General features: G+C 38.2%; 17 protein-coding genes. 8 read left to right on the top strand and 9 right to left on the bottom strand.

Annotation, left to right across the window (positions count from 1 at the left end; translation table 11 throughout):
• Positions 1–194 precede the first annotated feature (194 nt).
• From DXB63_RS09605 to DXB63_RS09570, 8 genes are all read left to right on the top strand, one after another.
• Entirely contained in the window at positions 195–2,771 is a 2,577-nt protein-coding gene (locus tag DXB63_RS09605; RefSeq protein ID WP_122126192.1) for a glycoside hydrolase family 2 protein, read from the top strand.
• Between the two features lie 380 nt (positions 2,772–3,151).
• On the top strand, positions 3,152–4,276 hold the full coding sequence (locus DXB63_RS09600) for a DEAD/DEAH box helicase (RefSeq protein ID WP_122126191.1): 1,125 nt from the start codon (positions 3,152–3,154) through the stop codon (positions 4,274–4,276).
• Positions 4,277–4,319: 43 nt separating this feature from the next.
• Positions 4,320–4,793: a cold-shock protein gene (locus tag DXB63_RS09595; RefSeq protein WP_122126190.1), complete on the top strand. Its 474-nt coding sequence runs from the start codon at positions 4,320–4,322 to the stop codon at positions 4,791–4,793.
• Between the two features lie 124 nt (positions 4,794–4,917).
• The gene (locus DXB63_RS09590) at positions 4,918–5,127 is read left to right on the top strand and encodes a hypothetical protein (RefSeq protein ID WP_178300815.1); all 210 of its coding nucleotides are present in this window, start codon (positions 4,918–4,920) and stop codon (positions 5,125–5,127) included.
• 385 nt (positions 5,128–5,512) lie between these two features.
• Positions 5,513–6,937 (top strand): peptide-N-glycosidase F-related protein, encoded by a 1,425-nt coding sequence (locus DXB63_RS09585; protein WP_122126189.1) that lies wholly within the window; start codon positions 5,513–5,515, stop codon positions 6,935–6,937.
• Between the two features lie 173 nt (positions 6,938–7,110).
• Positions 7,111–8,028 carry a homoserine O-succinyltransferase gene (metA, locus tag DXB63_RS09580; protein ID WP_122126188.1) on the top strand — a complete coding sequence of 306 codons (918 nt, stop codon included), beginning with the start codon at positions 7,111–7,113 and terminating at the stop codon, positions 8,026–8,028.
• Positions 8,029–9,858: a U32 family peptidase gene (locus tag DXB63_RS09575; RefSeq protein ID WP_122126187.1), complete on the top strand. Its 1,830-nt coding sequence runs from the start codon at positions 8,029–8,031 to the stop codon at positions 9,856–9,858. It abuts the gene before it with no gap.
• A gap of 1 nt (position 9,859) precedes the next feature.
• Complete coding sequence (locus DXB63_RS09570; RefSeq protein ID WP_369869596.1) at positions 9,860–10,837, top strand: hypothetical protein; 978 nt, start codon at positions 9,860–9,862, stop codon at positions 10,835–10,837.
• Positions 10,838–11,112: 275 nt separating this feature from the next.
• Here the strand turns inward: DXB63_RS09570 and DXB63_RS09565 are convergent, their stop codons facing one another.
• The 9 genes from DXB63_RS09565 to DXB63_RS09525 form a co-directional block, all read right to left on the bottom strand.
• Positions 11,113–11,703 carry a hypothetical protein gene (locus DXB63_RS09565; RefSeq protein ID WP_122126186.1) on the bottom strand — a complete coding sequence of 197 codons (591 nt, stop codon included), beginning with the start codon at positions 11,701–11,703 and terminating at the stop codon, positions 11,113–11,115.
• A gap of 111 nt (positions 11,704–11,814) precedes the next feature.
• Positions 11,815–12,327, bottom strand: a complete 513-nt coding sequence (locus tag DXB63_RS09560) for a hypothetical protein (RefSeq protein ID WP_122126185.1) — start codon at positions 12,325–12,327, stop codon at positions 11,815–11,817.
• Positions 12,328–12,329: 2 nt separating this feature from the next.
• Positions 12,330–12,848 (bottom strand): hypothetical protein, encoded by a 519-nt coding sequence (locus DXB63_RS09555; RefSeq protein ID WP_122348221.1) that lies wholly within the window; start codon positions 12,846–12,848, stop codon positions 12,330–12,332.
• Entirely contained in the window at positions 12,848–13,375 is a 528-nt protein-coding gene (locus DXB63_RS09550) for a hypothetical protein (protein WP_122348220.1), read from the bottom strand. Before DXB63_RS09550 ends, DXB63_RS09555 begins: the two co-directional genes overlap by 1 nt.
• Before the next feature lie 246 nt (positions 13,376–13,621).
• Positions 13,622–14,059, bottom strand: coding sequence for a hypothetical protein (locus DXB63_RS09545; RefSeq protein ID WP_122126182.1), 438 nt, complete (start codon positions 14,057–14,059; stop codon positions 13,622–13,624).
• 66 nt (positions 14,060–14,125) lie between these two features.
• Entirely contained in the window at positions 14,126–14,557 is a 432-nt protein-coding gene (locus tag DXB63_RS09540; protein ID WP_122126181.1) for a hypothetical protein, read from the bottom strand.
• An 860-nt stretch (positions 14,558–15,417) separates the two neighbouring features.
• A complete protein-coding gene (locus tag DXB63_RS09535) occupies positions 15,418–17,811 on the bottom strand; it encodes a TonB-dependent receptor (RefSeq protein WP_122126213.1) in 2,394 nt (797 codons plus the stop codon).
• Positions 17,812–17,894: 83 nt separating this feature from the next.
• Positions 17,895–18,473 (bottom strand): response regulator transcription factor, encoded by a 579-nt coding sequence (locus DXB63_RS09530; RefSeq protein ID WP_122126180.1) that lies wholly within the window; start codon positions 18,471–18,473, stop codon positions 17,895–17,897.
• A 7-nt stretch (positions 18,474–18,480) separates the two neighbouring features.
• Positions 18,481–20,037, bottom strand: a complete 1,557-nt coding sequence (locus DXB63_RS09525) for an NAD(P)/FAD-dependent oxidoreductase (protein ID WP_122126179.1) — start codon at positions 20,035–20,037, stop codon at positions 18,481–18,483.
• Positions 20,038–20,041 lie beyond the last annotated feature (4 nt).

Here is a 20,041-nt window from a genome sequence, read left to right as displayed (position 1 = left end):
ATGTGCATATCTTGGCAAAAATAAGAAAAAAAAGGGATAGAATAGAGAAAAGAAATGATTTTGTTAGAAATAAACTATTCCTAATAATTATGTTTGGAAGAACGGAGAAATTAGAACGTCTTATTTGGGCGTTTAAAGAGATTCGTTTAACTTTGCTGTATGTCTATGGTTAGAATCTAATATTTTGAAAAACAATGAAAAGGATTAACTTGATAACTGTTTTTTATATTGTTCAATTAATTTTTGTGATTGTGCAGGCATCTCCTTTACGTCAGGAGCTTCATGAAGGATGGATTTATCGTCAGGCTCGCGGGATAAACTGGTATACGGCAGAGGTACCGGGAACTATTCATACGGATTTGATAAATAGTGAACTTATTGATGATCCTTTTTATCGTTTGAATGAAAGAGGAGTACAATGGGTAGATAAAGAGGACTGGATTTACCGCACTACTTTTGATGTGGATAAACAGCTACTTGATAAATCCAATATTATGATTTGTTTTGACGGATTGGATACTTATGCAGATGTGATTCTGAATGGGGTAAAGATTCTTTCTACTGATAATATGTTTCGGAGGTGGAGTGTAGATGTGAAAAAATTATTAGGCGAGAAGGAGAATGAGTTGGAAGTTTATTTTCATTCTCCTGTAAAGGTTGATCTTCCTAAATGGGAGAAAGCTCCTTTTCATTATCCGGCTTCAAACGACCAATCGGAAAATGGCGGATTATTAGATAGGCAGATTAGTGTTTATGCCCGTAAGGCCGGCTATCATTATGGCTGGGACTGGGGACCTAGATTAGTGACTTCCGGAATCTGGCGTCCGGTTTTCTTAGAGGCTTGGGATGATGTTCGTATCACTAATGTTTATTATGCCCAGAAATCAGTGACGGCTCGGGAGGCAAGAATAGATGCCATTGTGGAGATTTGTGCTGACAAAGAGATGGATGCAGAGACTCTCATATTGAATCGAACGGATAATCGGACAGAGATAAAAAAAACGATTCGGTTAGTAAAAGGAACGAATAAGATATCTTTGCCGTTTAGTATTATTAAACCTAAACTCTGGTGGACAAATGGCTTGGGAGAGGCTTTCTTATATGATTTTGCAATGAACGTGAAAATAAAGAATAGGGAAGTTGATGCTTATGAACAGAAAGTGGGCCTCCGCTCTCTAAAACTTGCTACGGAAAAGGATAAGTATGGTGAAAACTTTTATTTCGAGCTGAATGGACAGCCGTTGTTTGCAAAAGGTTCAAATTATATTCCTTGTGATAATTTCTTGCCTCGGGTGACTGATTCTCTTTATGAACGTACCATTCAAGATGCTGTTCGTGCCAATATGAATATGCTTCGTGTGTGGGGAGGAGGTATTTATGAGAATGATATTTTTTATGATTTATGTGATAAGAACGGAATTTTAGTTTGGCAGGACTTTATGTTTGCTTGTTCTATGTACCCGGCTGATGGTGATTTCTTGGAGAATATCAAACAGGAGGCGATTGATAATGTGCGCCGTCTGCGAAATCATGCTTGCATTGCTTTATGGTGTGGAAATAATGAATGTATAGATGCTTGGTGTAATTGGGGATGGAAACGTGATTTTGATAAACAAAATCCAAAAGCTGCTGATGTTATTTGGGAACAGTACAAAAAACAATATTCTGTTGTGTTACCGGAAATTGTAAAAGAGCACCATCCGGAAGCATATTATCGTCAGTCCTCTCCATATTCGGATGAGAAAGGAACTAGAAATGTAGCGGTCGGGGATTATCATTATTGGGATGTATGGCAAGGATTAAAATCTCTGTCAGAGTTTAATCATGCACGGAGTCGCTTTTTCAGCGAGTATGGCTTTCAGTCTTTCCCGGAGTTTGAATCCATCAAGCGGTATACTATAGAGTCTGATTGGGCTTTGACTTCTGAGGTTATGATGGCACATCAACGTGGCGGGATAAATGCCAATACGCGTATAAATGATTTCTTATTAGCTGAATATCACAAGCCCAAAGATTTTCCGTCTTTTGTCTATATGAGTCAGTTATTGCAGGCGGATGCTATGAAGATGGCAATGGAAGCACATCGTCGGGATATGCCTTATTGTATGGGATCGCTGGTGTGGCAGCATAATGATTGTTGGCCTGTAGCATCATGGTCAAGCCGGGATTATTACGGTCGTTGGAAAGCTCAACATTATTTTACGGTAAAATCTTTCTCAGATATATTGATTTCACCGATTGAGGAGGAAGGTAAACTGAAAGTCTTTGCGGTTTCCGATCGATTGAAGAAAGCAATAGGGCGTTTAACTGTAGATGTTATAGATTTAAGGAAAGGTGTTGTTACTTCTCGTTGCGTAAGAGCAGATGTAGCGGCTAATACAAGTAAAGTAATATGGATAGGAGATATAAGAGAACTACTTGGTAATTTGGAGCGTGAAGATGTTGTACTTCGTTTTACTTGGCAAGACAATCAAGGACAGGCTTATACAAACAGTTGCTTTTTGGCAAAACAAAAAGAGATGAATTATCCGAAAGTTCATATTGCAACAACGATTATTCCTGTAAAGGATGGGTACGAAATTACATTAAAGAGCGATGCTTTTGCTCGTGCTGTATTCTTATCAATCATAGGAGATACGGACAATTTTATTTCGGACAATTATATTGATTTGTTTCCTAATGAGAGTGTTACAGTGTCTGTACAAACTCAACTTAGTATGCAGGATGTTAGAGATAAGTTAAACGTTATATCTTTTGTGGATACTTATTGAATCTTGATTTTGTCCTAATATCTGTAAGATATAACTAGCCTGTTTTTCTATTTATATGGGTGAGTTTATTGACGTTATGTGATATGCAAATAAATGACAATGATTACTTCTTTTAAATAAATGGAGGAATAAAGGGTGATTCTTAAATTTATTATCTTACCTTTGTATCCGAGTTTGAGTTATGAATCATTATTGTATAGTCTTCTTTCTATATATTTATTAAGTAGATCTCTCTTTTAATCATCCTCCTCATACCGATTTAGTATTTATCATGGAAAAGAAATTGTCATGTACACTCTTTTCGATAAATCAATAATAAGAATTAGCTTGAATAAAAGCAAATAATAAAAACGCTGTATCGATACAGCAAAATAACATTTATGACATTTAAAGAATTAAATATAGCCGAACCTATTTTAAAGGCTATTGAAGAAAAAGGATATATAAGTCCGACACCTATTCAGGAAAAAGCGATACCCGTTGCATTGGCAGAAAAAGATATATTAGGTTGTGCACAAACCGGTACCGGTAAGACCGCCTCATTTGCAATACCTATTATTCAACATCTATTGGTCGAATCCGGGCGAAATAGTCGTCAGGGAATTAAAGCGTTAATATTAACTCCGACACGAGAACTTGCATTGCAAATAAATGAATGTATCAGTGATTATACCAAATATACAAAAGTTTGTCATGGAGTAATATTCGGAGGTGTAAATCAGCGTCCGCAAGTTGATATGCTACGGAAAGGCATTGATATTCTGATTGCCACTCCGGGACGTTTGCTAGATTTAATGAATCAAAAGCACCTCAGTTTGGATAAGATTCAATATTTTGTACTTGATGAAGCTGACCGTATGCTTGATATGGGATTTATTCATGATATAAAGCGTATATTACCTAAACTCCCTAAGAATAAGCAGACTTTATTTTTCTCAGCGACAATGCCGGACAGTATCGTTGCGTTGACCAACTCTTTACTAAAGAAACCGGTGAAAATCAGTATAACTCCGGATTCTCCAACTGTGGATGCAATAAAACAGGTCGTTTATTTTGTAGAGAAAAAGGAGAAAAGCCATTTGTTAATTTCGATATTGCAAGAGAATGTAGAACAGTCGGTACTTATTTTTTCGCGTACCAAGCATAATGCAGATAGAATTGTCCGAACTTTAGTTAAAGCCGGTATTGGGAGTCAGGCTATTCATGGAAATAAGAGCCAGTCCGCCAGGCAAACGGCTCTGTGCAATTTTAAATCAGGAAAGACGCGAGTAATGGTTGCCACTGATATTGCTTCCAGAGGTATTGATATTAATGAATTGCCATTGGTTATCAATTATGATCTTCCCGATGTCCCCGAGACTTATGTGCATCGTATAGGACGTACAGGAAGAGCCGGTAATGCAGGAACGGCACTGACTTTCTGTTCGCAGGAAGAACGTAAACTGGTAAATGATATTCAAAAGCTGACAGGGAAAAAACTATGTAGAGCTGAGCTTCCTGTTTAACTCTTAATAATTTCAAAGTAATAATATAAATAGAATAAATTATATGGCAAAATCCGTAACAGTTGACAAACGTGAGAACGAAAAGAAAAGGCTAGCTCGACGAGCTGAAAAACAAAAAAAGAAAGAAGAGAAGAAACTATCCGGTAAGGTGAGTACTTTTGATGATATGATTGCCTATGTCGACGAGAATGGCATGATTACTTCTACTCCACCGACAGATAATATTGAAAAGCAAGAAATAAAGCAGGAAGATATTGTTATATCAACTCCGAAAAGAGAAAAAGAGGCTCCGGCTATTTTAAGAGGAAAGGTGGACTTCTTTAATTCATCTAAAGGGTATGGCTTTATAAAAGATCTTTCCGGAAATGAAAAGTTCTTTTTCCATGTCAATAATGTGCTCACTGATATATCGGAGAATGATATTGTTACATTTGAACTTGAACGAGGAGTAAGAGGGATGAATGCTGTAAATATCAGTCTTGAAAGTAAATTGCAAGAAAATAATTCTCCGGATTGATTTTGCGCTTGCGCTTATAATGCTGAACCGTTTTATGATCAAATGGATTAGTTAGGGTTGAGTTGTTTGGTAAGTTGGAGTTGTTTTTTTTGATAAATACGAACTAAAAAGTATAATTCAAAGTATGGCAAAAAGTAATATTATGAAAACAGGCGTTATCTCGCCTAATCAACAGGCAGAGAATATGTTGAATGACTATAAGAAGAAAGTGGGTGAGGTGGTTCTTGTAGCAATTACTCCGCGGACTACAATTGAACTTCCGGCTCATCTTTCTCCGGCTGAACGGGAAGTTCGTATTGAAGTTTATAAGAAGTTGCACAATTCGAAAATATAGTAATCGGAAAGATAAAAGACTTCATAGTTAGCTATAAATTATCTTTAATAAAATTCGGAGCCTCGGATTTGAACGGGATAAATGTGGGCTAATCTTTGTCAATACCGGATGTTATCCTACCTTTAAACATAGATTTCTACTTTATATTACGTTTATATCATTAGTGACCTTGTACTACAACTGCAAGTATGAGTCGTTAATAAGTTTCTTCCCATATTGTTTTGTTAGTTGCCGTCTTCATATCTTAGATGGGCCAAAGTTGTGATGTTTTTGAATATGATAGATATATATTGCTATGTTTTTGTTTGAAATTAATTTATTATAGCTATATAATTATCGGAATTATTTTATAGCTTTGTAAATCACACATTAAAACATACAGTATATGAAAGTACACTCTACTCTAAAAGTGTTTTTAGGAGGACTTGTTTTCCTGTCCTTTTTTGCGAACTATGTGTATTCGCAGGAACATACAACTATGAGACTTTTTGATGAAGTTGTTTTCTATGATGGTTATCGGGTGAAGGATAACCCGGATAAAGATAAGTTTAAGGAAGATGGCATACTTCGAAACTATACTTATCTTTATGCAGTGAAAATGACTCCGGAACAATTAGACCAGTTTGGTGATTCGATTGTGATGAATGTTTGGGTAAAAGCTTGTTGTGATAACTATGACCGTATCGGTAATATTAATCTGGCATTTGTCTATAAGAACGGTTATGATCCCTACAACAACATTACTCGCATTGAGCTGGGACGTTTTATTACTCCTTTTATGGATAAGAATAAGCAGCCGGATACCGTCCCCTATTCTTACCGGGTGGATTATTTAAGTTCTATTTTTAGAGATAAAGACTTGCGTGATACGTACGATTTATGGTTAGAGTTTGAGTTGTTTGGAGTTCCTTATGCCGCAAATGAGCAGATAAAGGGATGTGCAGGACGTAGTGATGTGTTCTTTGGAACGTTGGAGTTTTCAACTAATACTCCGGCAAAAGGATTGACCGATAAAAATGTATTGGTTCCGATTGTTATCAAGAAGCCGGAATATATGGCAAACAATCTGAATAATTATAATAGCATAGCTACTGATACATTAGGCAAGACGGTGAAAACTTATAGTTTTTATGTACCGAAAGATGTAACGGACGGACAGATTGTTTTGATTACTTCCAATCATGGTGCTAATGCCGGTGGTGAAGAATATAACCGTCGTTGGCATTACGTCTATATTACGGGGAAGGATGAAGCCGGAAAGTTTAAGGATAGAGAATTGGTTCTGACTTATAAGCCGGGGCGTACTAGTTGTGAACCTTTCCGGAAATATAATACACAAGGTAACGGAATTTATGGTCGGACAAAGCAGTCTGATGAGGCTTGGCAATCCTTTAGTAATTGGTGTCCCGGTGATGTTATTGACAATCGGATTATAAACTTAGGTGCAATGAAAGCCGGTGATTACAAACTGACAATATCTGTTCCGGATGCGGTCTTTGCCGATAAGCAGGGGGATATTCCAGTTTCTGCTTTCTTTCAGGGCTTGACGGAGGGGCAATTGCCGACAGATGTGGAAGAAGAATTGGCGCCCAAGCAAGATGTGACTTTGTTTTTTGATGGGGAGCAGATTACTCTTGAAAGTAATGAAACGATTCTCGATGTGGAAATATGTGATGTACAAGGTAAATTATTGTATCACACTTCAGAGTATCGACCTATAAATATATCTTCATATCCCGGCGGTATGTATTTGGTTAATGTCGAATTGTCTAATGGAATGATTGAAACGCATAAGTTGATAAAAAAGTAAACCGGAAAGATTAAAAGTATAAACACTCCCGCAGAACCGGAAACCGGCTTTTGCGGGAGTGTTTGTTTCCGGCGGATTGTTTAAAAAGTGTATTAAAATTACCCGATCCAGTGCAGAATGGGAAATAAAATGCTTAACTTTGCAGACTAACAGATTAATAGACAGATAGAGATATGCCACTTAATTTACCTGATAAACTGCCTGCGATAGAGCTTTTAAAAGAGGAAAACATCTTCGTAATTGATAATTCACGTGCTACCCAACAGGATATTCGTCCGCTGAGAATAGTTATATTAAACCTGATGCCGTTAAAGATTACGACGGAAACTGACTTAATACGTTTGCTATCCAACACCCCGTTGCAGTTGGAAATCTCGTTCATGAAAATAAAGAGCCATACACCAAAGAATACCCCGATAGAGCACATGAAAGCGTTCTATGAAGACTTCGAGAAGATGCGCCATGAGAAGTATGACGGGATGATTATAACCGGTGCTCCGGTGGAACTGATGGACTTTGAAGAAGTGGGCTATTGGGATGAAATTAAGGATATCTTTGATTGGGCGCAAACGCATGTTACTTCTACTTTCTATATTTGCTGGGCAGCCCAAGCCGGATTATACCATCATTACGGTGTGCCTAAGTATTCATTAAAAGAAAAGATGTTCGGAGTCTTCCGGCATACTTTAAATGCGCCTTATCATCGTATTTTTAGAGGGTTTGATGATGTGTTCTTTGTTCCGCATAGCCGCCATACGGAAGTTAGGCGTGAAGATATACTGAAAGTTCCTGAACTGGAATTGCTCTCCGAGAGTGAGGAGTCGGGGGTTTATATGGTAATGGGGCGTGGCGGGCGTGAGTTTTTTGTGACCGGACATTCCGAATACTCTCCTTATACGCTTGATACGGAATATAAACGTGATTTGTCGAAGGGGTTGGATATTCCGATGCCAAAGAATTATTATCGGGAAGACAACCCGGACAATGCTCCTTTGGTACGTTGGAGAGGACATGCCAATCTGTTATTTTCTAATTGGCTGAACTATTATGTATATCAGGAGACACCGTATAATATTGAAGATATCAGATAGATGAAAACGGTTAGGAAGATAGAATTGCTGGCTCCGGCCAAGAATCTTGAGTGTGGCATTGAAGCAATACGTCATGGGGCGGATGCTGTCTATATCGGTGCGCCGAAGTTCGGTGCCCGTGCTGCTGCCGGTAATTCACCGGAAGATATTGCGGAACTGGTGAAATTTGCACATATATATAATGCCCGTATTTATGTGACGGTCAACACGATTCTTCGTGATGACGAGCTTGCCGAAACAGAGCGAATGATTTGGGAACTCTATCATGCAGGCGTGGATGCATTGATTGTTCAGGATATGGGATTACTCCGCTTGAATTTGCCGCCTATCCCATTGCACGCCAGTACGCAGATGGATAATCGTACTCCGGAGAAGGTGCGTTTTCTTGCAGAGGCAGGTTTCACGCAGGTGGTGCTTGCCCGCGAACTTTCATTGGCGGAGATACAACGAATACATGAGGCGTGTGATGTGCCGTTGGAGGTATTTGTGCATGGAGCACTTTGTGTGAGTTATAGCGGACAATGTTATGTCAGTCAGGCATGTTACGGACGAAGTGCCAACCGGGGAGAGTGTGCGCAATTCTGTCGGCTTGCTTTCAATTTGGAAGATGCTGAAGGTAATACGATTGTGCGTAATAAACATTTGCTTTCGTTGAAAGACTTGAACCAGAGCGATAATCTGGAACAGCTTCTTGATGCGGGAGCCACTTCATTGAAGATAGAGGGAAGGCTGAAAGACGTATCTTATGTGAAGAACGTTACGGCTTATTACCGCAAGAAACTGGATGCGGTTTTTAAACGCAGGGCGGAATATGTCCGTTCCTCTTCCGGAAGTTGTAAGTATGATTTCATGCCTCAACCGGAAAAGAGTTTCAGCCGTGGCTTTACAAACTATTTTTTGCATGGTCGTGAAGGAGATATTTCTTCTATGGATACTCCGAAGTCACTGGGAGAGGAGATGGGGACAGTGAAAGAACTGCGGGGCAATTACCTTACGGTAGCAGGGGTGAAGTCGTTTAATAATGGCGATGGTGTCTGCTTTTTGGACGAACAGGGGAAGCTGTGCGGCTTCCGGGTGAACCGGGTAGACGGTAATAAACTTTTTCCGCAGGAGATGCCTAAAGTGAAACCTCGCACGGTGCTTTACCGTAATTATGATCAGGAGTTTGAAAGACAACTTTCACGCCCATCTGCCGAGCGAAAGATTGCTGTGGATATACTTCTTGCAGAGAATAACTTTGGTTTTACTTTGGAATTGCGTGACGAGGACGATAATGCAGTCACTTTAATGTTGCAACGAGATAAAGAACCGGCGCGTACTCCACAGGAGGAGAATCTGAAAAACCAATTGGGCAAACTGGGAAATACGCCTTTTGAGCCTCGCGCCATTCAGCTGGATTTTAGTGAAAATTGGTTTATTCCGGCTTCTGTACTTGCGGACTTCCGCCGTCTGGCTGTGGACAAGCTGCTTGAAGCACGGAGGATAAATTATCGCCGTCCGGTCATTAAAATAAAACCGACCCATCATCTGTTCCCGAAGCAGGAATTAACTTATTTGGGGAATGTGATGAATGTCGAGGCTGCTTCATTCTATAAAGAACATGGCGTGCAAGCGGTTCAACCGGCTTTCGAACAGCAACAACCGGAAGGAGAGACGGTTGTGATGTTTTGCAAGCATTGTTTGAGATATAAGATGGGATGGTGTCCTACCCATCAAAAGGTTCGTTCGCCTTATCGGGAACCCTATTATCTGGTTGCGGGTGATGGTAAGCGTTTCCGCTTGAAGTTCGATTGCCGTAAATGTGAGATGCTGGTTATAAAAGAGGCTTGATGTGATGGGTAAAGCAATGAGAATCATAGGGCTGTCGGCACTGTTTTTACTGTGCATGGTAACTTCCTGCCACTATCCCGGTCCGGATATGTCTGATTGGGACATACCGCAACGGACAAGAGATTCTTTGACTTATCTGACCGAGCATCATTATACTTTAAATGCCAATTTCAAGGTTGAGGCGGATTCTTTGCCTTTGGAGCAATTGCCGGTGAAAGATGTATTTCGCAATGTGTATAAAGGTGAGCGGATTGTAGTGGCGGAATTTATGACACAGCCCGGTGACAGTATTGACTCCCTTTGGGTAAAAGTCGCCCATAATCAGGAGGTACAGGGATGGATACGGGAAAGTACATTGTTGGAGAACATCGTCCCGGTAGATCCTGTATCGCAGTTCATTCATCTGTTCAGCAACCGTCATGCCGTCTATTTTATTGTCGTGTTCTTGCTGTTTGCAGTTTATATTCTCTGTCGTGCGATACGCAAGAAACAGATAAGGCTTGTCTATTTCAATGATATAGATAGTATTTACCCGATGCTTTTATGTGTTTTGTTGGCTTTTGCCGCAACCCTTTACGGTACTATGCAAAGTTTCATACCGGATACCTGGGAGCATTATTACTTCAATCCTACGCTTAATCCTTTTAAGCTACCGCCATTGTTGGGTATGTTTATTACGAGTATATGGCTCATCATCGTTGTGTCCCTTGCTCTGCTCGATGATCTTTTTCATCAGGTATCCATTGCCAACGCTTTCTTCTATTTACTGGGACTCTCCGCTGTTTGCATTTTCTGCTATTTGTTTTTTATCTATACCACATCTTTTTATATCGGGTATCTTTTCCTCCTGCTTCTTGTCTTTCTCTTTGTTGTCAGGGCAAGGAGAAGTATTGGCCTTTACACTTATCGTTGCGGTAATTGTGGGGCGAAACTCCGTAATAAAGGGGAATGTCCGCACTGTGGAGCCATTAATAAATAATTTTGTTTGATGTAAATCAGTGATTCCTAAGGGGAAATTGTTGTATTGAATAAGTAAAACTAATCTCCTTTCCCCATGATATTAATCTTTTTGTAGTTATAAAGTAGTTGTCTCACAACAGGTGCAATAGCTGTTTCACAGTATGTGAGTTAGCTGTCTCACCCGGGTGAAGTAGCTAACTCATAATATGTGAAACAACTATTCTGTCTAAAAGAAAATAGTAGTTGTTTGGAGGGATCACATTAATATATGGTATGTAGACAACTAATTTAAGATTATTTTCTCCATGGAAGTTTGTACTTGTAATCATCTTTATTTGGGGAGACTTGATAAACAATCCTTTTTTCCCCATTTTCCCACCTATATAATATGTATTTAAAATCATGCTCATTCTTTTTAGATAAGCTTTCTGAATGAATATAGAATAAAGTATCTTCATCTAATAGACTTCCAATAAACATTATAGAATCATTTTTATACTCCCATCCTTTATGAAAATTATTCTCATTAGATAAAACATGGAAATCTGTACTGTCTACTATTTTAAATATATCAGAAGAACTATTTTTACTCAGAATTAGTTTTCTCAAATCAATAAAATTGGTACAAATGATTGTTTCATTTGAATCATTGTATTTGCCACTTGACCAGATGATAAGGCTATTTTTAGAGATTTCATCTTCATTCATATCAACATTCCAAAGACTTGTTAATTGGTATGTGTTATTGGAATAAAGAGTTAAAGTCACATTGTTCCAATCATAACCGGTTATATATTTTCGCTCAAATTGATTACTATCCTGACTTAATTGGGATATAGAATATTCGGTGATAAATAGAAGTGTAATAAAAATATATATATTCATAACTGTGTTATTTTAGAGGAGTTGAATCTTGAGAGTATTCTGAGTTATATATACTTGGATGGTTTGCCCGTGATTGATTTGGGCTCGGTTTCTTCTATCTATATAGTATTTTTATCTTACTTCTTTAATATATTTACTTCCTCTGCATATACCATATCTATAATCTAAAGACAGGACAGGTCGTATGTATTGAGGGGTTTCAATTGTTTTACCTTGTTTATAAAGTGTGTATTGTTCGGGAAATATATCTTTTAAAACGCTCCAACCATATTCTTCTTTAATACTAAAATCAGGATTGTCATAGTAATTTTCAGGTTTTTCTCCATATGTTACAGCAATAATACGTCCATCTGCTTTTGCAAAGAAAAGGTCAGGAATCTTCATTAGTGCAAAGGCATTGTTTTCACCATATATTTTGTAATATACATAGATATCTTTAGGAGTGATTTCTAAAACCGGTATAAGCGCAGAATCTTTAATTTGTGGGATAAACTTATTGATAGCATGCCGTAAACTATCATCTTCAATTGTATAGGCAATAATAACATCATTATCACCGGTTTGTTTCTTTGTACAAGATATTGAAATAACAAGAGTTGTAAGTATTATAAGAATCTTTTTCATAATTATTCGGTAAAATATTTTTTCTTTTTAATACATATGCCATCTTTAAATGTTAATAGCCATACCGGTCTATCTCTATACATATTGGGTATGTTTTCATATCCCTCTATATAAGTAGCATATTGTTCGGGAAATATCTGTTTGTATATTCCCCATGCATATTTTTCTTGGATACAAAGGGCATTCATGCTGTTTTCGTATTGTATAGCAATAACAGTATTGTCTATCTTTGCGAAAAAAACATTTTTATTCATCATAACAACATCGGCATTTTCTTCATAAAAGATTCTGTAATAGGTGAATGGAGGTTGTCTTTTGATTGAAACTATAATTATACTGTCTGCACTGAAAAAATAAGGAGCTTCTGTCTTTGAAAAAAGAAGTAATTCTTCTTTTAAGTCTTTATTTCTTATTTCGTATAAGATTGGACTGTCAGGCACAGGTTCTCGTGGCTGGAAAATCATATCCTCTGTACATGATAATATAAATAGTAAACTAATTATTAATAAACTGTGTTTCATTATATATATCGTTTTTTCTCAATACAGATACCATCTTTAAACGTTAAAATCCATTTCGGTTGATTATAATAAATGTTGCATATTTTTTCAGCGTTATTTAAATAATCCCAATATTGTGACGGAAAGATTTGTTTATAAACTCCCCATGCATATTTCTCGAGCATAAAAAGATCGCTTTTCGTCATTTCGTAGTAACCTTCATATTCACCATGTAATGCTGCAATTATTTTATCATCCATTTTTGCAAAGAATAGATTCTTGTTTTCTTGTAATACCCATGCTTTTTCTTCATAGCGAATAGTATAATATACCAAAGGGGGTTTTCTCGTAATTAAAATAAGTACGATACTATCTTCAGACACAAAGTTAGCACATTCTGTTTTATAAAAAAGTTTTAGCTCCTTTTTTAAGTTGTCATTCTTTATTTCGTAGATTATAGGACTATCTTCTACGGGTTTCGGAGAAGAAGAACGATCACTAATGCATGAAATAGTTGTCAATATTATTAGAACAATTAATATCCTCATATTTAGAATTTCATTTTATTAAACCAATATCATTTATGATTTGCGTGTACCTACGTATATCAGTCTACGGTTGATTCTATTACTTATGACTGGCATAGCTTATGTGGATACATTCTTGTGAATAAGCGGTGAAGCTGAATAGTAAGAGTAAGGTTATTAATGTTTGTTTCATAGTTCTCTTTTTTTAATATATGGTTAGATGAAACGAAAATATAATTATAAGTAGTAATCTCTATATATTATGATTCAATTCAGTTTTTTCAATCTTTCAATGACTTTTTCTATTGGAATTGTAAATTTACTCCAATATACAATCACAGCGTCATATCCACCCGCATCTTTTTTGGGGGCATCATCGAAAATATATAATGTACCATCATCACAAGGATAATTTTTATCAGCTAAATGCCTTTTATGCATGTCAAGATACTGTTCTTTATTACTTTTTTTATTGCCGGAACTTCCAGTATAAAACCCTATTTTTTTATCTATAAAATTGAAATCTTCTCGAATCGTCTCAAAAATGACATTGAGATATTCTCCTTCTGATCTATTCAGAAGTAAATCATTATCCACTTTCAACTGATATATTTGTTTCATCCTGTCATTTGAATTGCATTTATGAATAATTGAACAACTTGACATGAATATTTCTAAGGACACTATTATTAATAATCTAATCATATTATTTTAGCTTTTATGGAACTTGATAAAGATATGGGCTTGAGTAATGCTAAAAAGTGACACGTCTTAATTGTCTTCTCTTAATATTTTAACAATTTTGTCTATTGGAATTGCAAATTTACTCCAATAGATGATTGCTGCATCATACCCTCCTGATTCCTTTTTGGGGTTGATATCAAAAATATATAAATAACTACTGATGATTGTAGAGTTATTCTGAAATCTTTCTTTCTCTTCTTGAAAATATATTTTTTTATTTTGTTTGATACTAGCTTTAATAAATCCAATCTTTTTATTTGTGAAATCAAAATCATTTAAGCTGTCTTTAAAAATTATATTGAAGTATTCACTTTCATAGGTGTTTAAAAATGGAGAACTATCACTCCCCATTTTATCCAACTGTTCCAAAACTTCTTTTGGAATATTATTAAAACTTCGTACTTGTCCTAATAAATCAATATTAGAAAGTAACATAATTATTATTATTAAATATTTCATATCCTTGTTATTTATAGCGTTCGATAAAGGTTGAACTGCATCCCAACAGTTGGACAGTTAATTACTTGTTTTTATAATAGACTCTATATTTTGCAGGACTTTATCTATTCTCTTTTGCTATCGAAAAGCAAAAGAGTCGAATTGAGAAAGCGTAAATATAATAAATACGAATAGTAATGAGACCTTCTTTTTCATTATCTGATAGCTTTATAAATCATTCCTTTTCTTCCAGCTTACAAAATACCCCAATTTCATATTGCATAATTCTTGAGTAAGCAGTAGCATCTATTAATGACAATATCTCCAAAGTTATACATTTTTTTATCATTTTATCTCTTTTGCCTCGTTTTATGAGAGTTTTCCATTTTATTTCTGTCGGAATCGGATTCCGGTATGTTTTCTCCGGTCTATATCGTTTGTTCGACCCAAAGGTATGAATCCGAAGTGAGGGATAGGTGTGAAAGTAGATCTTCAGAGCAGTTTTCTTCTATAAGTTTCATCCTTCAGTGGACTTATTTCTCATTGACATATAATGAGTTATCCTGAATGATGGAATCATTCAGCGAGATTTCAGCCACAGTTTATCGGCTGAATCTTTTTCCTGAGAAAGGTTCTGGGTAAAAAGCTGATAATCAATATAAAATCAATAAACTGAAGGATTGAAGGATATTTGAGAGTAATTCGTATTTTATACTGCTTTTTACCTGTAAACACCTCGATGTTTTTAAAAAACATCGGGTTGATTGAAAAAAACATCGGGACGTTTGAATATGAGCATACGGTCGATTGAAAACAAAGATACGGTCCTTTGTTCACAAACTCCTATCGTTTATAAACAATCGACCGTATGCTCTAATCAGTTAGAATTTATATCTCAAGTCGATACCGAATTGTCGGGGACGGCCTTTCTGCATGAACGACCTGCCCATCGATTCAAAATAGAAAGCAGTATATTGCTTGTCCAGGAAATTACTTGCCCATACATCTATCTGTATGCCTTTCAGCATAGTGGATACGCGGGCATTGAGTGTTCCGTAGAACTTTTGTTCGATATCGTTTTGCTCTGTCCAGTAGATTTTTCCGGCACCGCTATAATAAAGATTCAGTGACAGATAGTCAAAAGCAGCAGTCTTTTTGAACCGGAAAGTATATTCTCCGCCTACCGTCAGGGTATGGCGGGGAACGAAGGGTACGAAATTACCGTTGTAACTTACTGTGACCAATTCTCCGTCTGCATTTTTCTCTCGTGATTGATAGTCGCGGAAAGTGGCGTGTGTAAGTCCGTAAGCTCCGTGTACCGAGAAAGCATCTGTTATTTGAGTACGCAGTGCTGCTTCTGCACCTATGCTTCTGCTTTTTCCTGCATTAACCGTCATCCGCCCGAAACCATTTTCGGAGAACTGGGCTATTTGCTGGTCGTGCGTGTCCATATAGAAAGCGGCAAGATCGGCTTGGAGCTTGTTGTTAAACAAGGTGAGGTGTGCTCCGATTTCGTAGTTCCAACTATATTCCGGTTTATAGATTGTGCTCTCTTTGATATCTGCACTTTCGCCGTAACCGGTAATATTTTGGGTTAATATATTGTCTACTCGTTCTTCAGGCATTTCAGCATCAATCATTTTTTCTTTCAGAGCATCAATCATTGCATTTTTTAACTCTCCTTGTATTAAATCGGAAAACATCTGAATATTATATCCTCCTGAACGATAGCCTTTGGATACAGAGGCGTATATATTGTTTTGCTTATTGAAATCATATTGCAATGCAAACTTAGGAAGCAGTTGTAAATAATCATTTTTCTCTTCTCCTGATAGTCTGGACTTAGCAAGGAGATTCTTATACTCCATACCTGGTCGTCCGGGTGCAAAAGATAGACTGAAATCAAAGTCCATTGGTTCATTGTATGAACTATATTTCATACTTGTTTTTTCATAATCAAGACGTAATCCTGCTGTTACGGAAAGTCCCTCAATAAACAGATTATTATAGGTTGATTGATGATAGATAGCCCCACTTAAAACAGGAGTATCAAAGTTTCCCGGAATATATAGTTCAGGATTATTGATTTGCATACTCATGATAGGTGATTTTATATTTTGAAAAATCTTATTAATATTATATTCAATCTGATTTTTTACTCCTTCTTCTTTAAAGGTGACAGGGCCGTCGGTATTCAGCCATTGATAGAATCCGAAAGCTCCGGTAGTCCATTGCCAGTTCTTGCCGGGCTTGGATTTAAGTATGATTTCTTCGGAAATAGTATTGAGCTTCTGCTTTTGGGTAAGATTGAAAATATCCGCTTCTGTAAAGTCCTGATCCAAAAACATACGGTCGTTTAGGTTCTGGTATCCGGTCACTGCACTTAGTATAAAACTGTTCGCTTGGTATTCAATGTTGACCCCGGCATTCAGTAATCCACGGCGGTAAGTGCTTTCATCATTATAGGCAATGGGAGCAATCTGTTGTGTGGCCTTGTCATACTGACCGTAAGCATAACCGCCTTGATCGCCATATTCGTAGTTGACGGTGAAATCCAATTTCAGATTCTCATTGGGCAGCCAGATAGCACGGATTCGTCCGCCTCCTGCACTTAGTTCGTCTGCTTTTTTATTGACACTTGGCGCATAGTTCTTAAAAAAACCTCCTTTGTACTCATAGAAGCCTCCTGCCGAGAAAGCTAACTGATTGCTGATTCGATGGTAATGGGTGAGTGAAGCACTATAATTATTATAAGTAGCGGCACTTAATTTAATGTCTGTACCCTGATAACTGAAAGGTGAGCGGGTATGTACTTTTACCAGTCCGCCCATGGTATTTCTCCCGTAAAGAGTTCCCTGCGGACCGCGAAGCACGTCAATTCGTTCGATATCAAAGAAGTTGAAATCGAAAGCCGATTTATCTATATAAGGTATATTGTCTACGTACAGACCTACCGACGGAGTATTGATTCTGGCTCCGATGCCACGGATATAGACAGCGGATGTGAGTCGTGAACCGTAATCGGGAATGAAGAAATTGGGTACGAGGTTGCTGACTCCTTTCAGGGAATTAATCTGATATTCCTGCATCTCTTTTTGTGAAATCAATGATGCGGCAACCGGAAGCTGACGTAACTTGGTATTCTCTTTGGGCGATGCGATAACAACGACCTCTTCGATATCGATAACCTTTGTAGTATCCTTAGGAATGATATTCGTTGCATTAAAAGGGATGGCAAATAGGATTGCAGCCAAGAATGTATAAGTCTTCTTCATCATAATAAAAGCGTTTCTTATTTAATTTCGGTTGCAAAGTAAACGCTATTTATCTGTTCTTACAATCCTAATTTATGAGGATATTATATACTGTCCGGTGATATATACCCGTTCATTACCGCATAGATAGTCAGTGCCGATACGGATTTGATTCCAAGTTTCTCCGTGATATTCTTGCGATGGGAGATGACGGTGGTCAGACTGATGTTCAATTTATCGGCAATCTCTTTGTTGATAAGCCCTTTAGTGATAAGTATCAGCACTTCTATTTCACGGGCGGATAGGTCGTGTCCTTGTGTCGGGTGCATAGGAGCGTGTCGGTTACTATGTCCGTATTGGTGCATCTTTAAGATGTCCTTTACCAGCGCTTCTTCCGTTTGGTAAATATTCAACATCGGCATTCCCGATAGCTGAGGCTGATTATCTCCTCCTGACAGGATTATGGCTTTGGGCATTTTAGGCAAGAAGAAAGCAGTATGCTCAAAGTATATTTGTGCCGCAACGAAATAATGGGCGTACATATCCGGAGTGTCGTCTATTAACTCCTCGAACGAACGGAATATACGGATGACAGCCGTCGGGATAAGCTCTTCCAGTATGCTTTGCAGTCCTATACAGCACAATATGTTAGGGTCTATTATTGCAATCTCTTGTTTTTCCATTTCTTTTTTATTTTAAATATTCTGCGAGACTCTCGGCACAACGTTCACCGTCTATTCCGGCAGAAACAATGCCTCCGGCGTATCCGGCTCCTTCTCCGCAGGGGAATAATCCACGAACGGTGATATGTTGCAGTGTTTCACTGTCACGTATGATTCTTACCGGGGAAGAGGTGCGCGTTTCCACTCCTATTAATACAGCCTCGTTAGTAAGGAATCCGTGAGACATCTTACCGAATTGTTGAAAACCTTTGCTTAACCGGTCACTGATAAAAGAAGGCAACCAAAAATGAAGCGGAGAGGCAATCAGTCCCGGACTGTAAGAACTTTCGGGAAGATCGTTTCCAAGTTTCTTACGGGTAAAGTCGACCATGCGTTGTGCAGGAGCAGTCTGCTTCATTCCTCCTTGCAGCCAGCATTGCCGTTCCAAATCTTCCTGGAAATGCAGTAAAGAGAGTTCGCCGAATTGAGCATATTCGGGAAAATCTTCCGGGTGGATTTCTACTACCATGCCGGAATTAGACCAGCGCGAACCTCGGTTGGATGGTGACATCCCGTTTACGACGACCTGTTCCGGTCCGCTTGCCGCCGGAACGACAAACCCTCCCGGACACATACAGAAACTGTAAACTCCACGTCCGTCCACTTGAGTTACGAAACTATATTCGGCAGCCGGCAAGAAAGAGCCTCTGCCATCCCGGTTATGATATTGTATCCGATCTATTAACTGTTGAGGATGCTCTAAGCGGACTCCTACGGCGATGCCTTTTGCTTCGATGGCAACATTATTGGTCTTTAGCCAACGGTAAACATCCCGTGCCGAGTGTCCGGTAGCGAGAATAACTGGTCCTAAGAATGTCTGCCCTGTATTGGTTTCAATGCCTTTTATTTCATTGTCCTTAATGATAAGGGCATCCATTCGTGTCTCAAAATAAACTTCTCCTCCACACTCAAGAATTGTATTACGCATATTTTCGATAACACGCGGCAACTTGTCCGTACCGATATGCGGATGTGCATCTATAAGAATGGAGGTGCTTGCACCGTGCTGACAAAAGACATTCAGAATCTTTTCGGTATTTCCTCGTTTCTTGCTCCGGGTATAAAGCTTACCGTCGGAATAAGCTCCGGCGCCACCTTCGCCAAAACTGTAATTGGATTCGGAGTTGACAATATGCTCGCGTGAAATCAAAGCAATGTCTTTTTTTCGTTCACGAACGTTCTTGCCTCTTTCTACCACGATGGGCTTGATGCCAAGCTCAATCAATTTCAGTGCGGCAAACAGTCCTCCCGGTCCGGCACCTACTACAATCGCTTGTTTCTTGCCGTCTACCTTATTGTAAATAGTGCGGGTATATTCGTCATCTTGGGGAACTTCGTTGATATAAGTGCGTATTTTCAGATTCACAAAGATGGTACGTTGCCGGGCGTCTATGCTGCGTTTCAGTATGCGTATGGCATTAATGCTTTTGATGTTAACGCCTTTCTCACGTGCGACGTAGGCTTTGAGTTGTTGCTCATTCGCAGCCAGTTCAGGCAATACCCTCAGTTGATATTCTTGAATCATAAAA

Source organism: Bacteroides sp. OM05-12, assembly GCF_003438995.1.
Lineage (GTDB): Bacteria > Bacteroidota > Bacteroidia > Bacteroidales > Bacteroidaceae > Bacteroides.
This window is presented reverse-complemented; position numbering and strand designations above follow the sequence as displayed.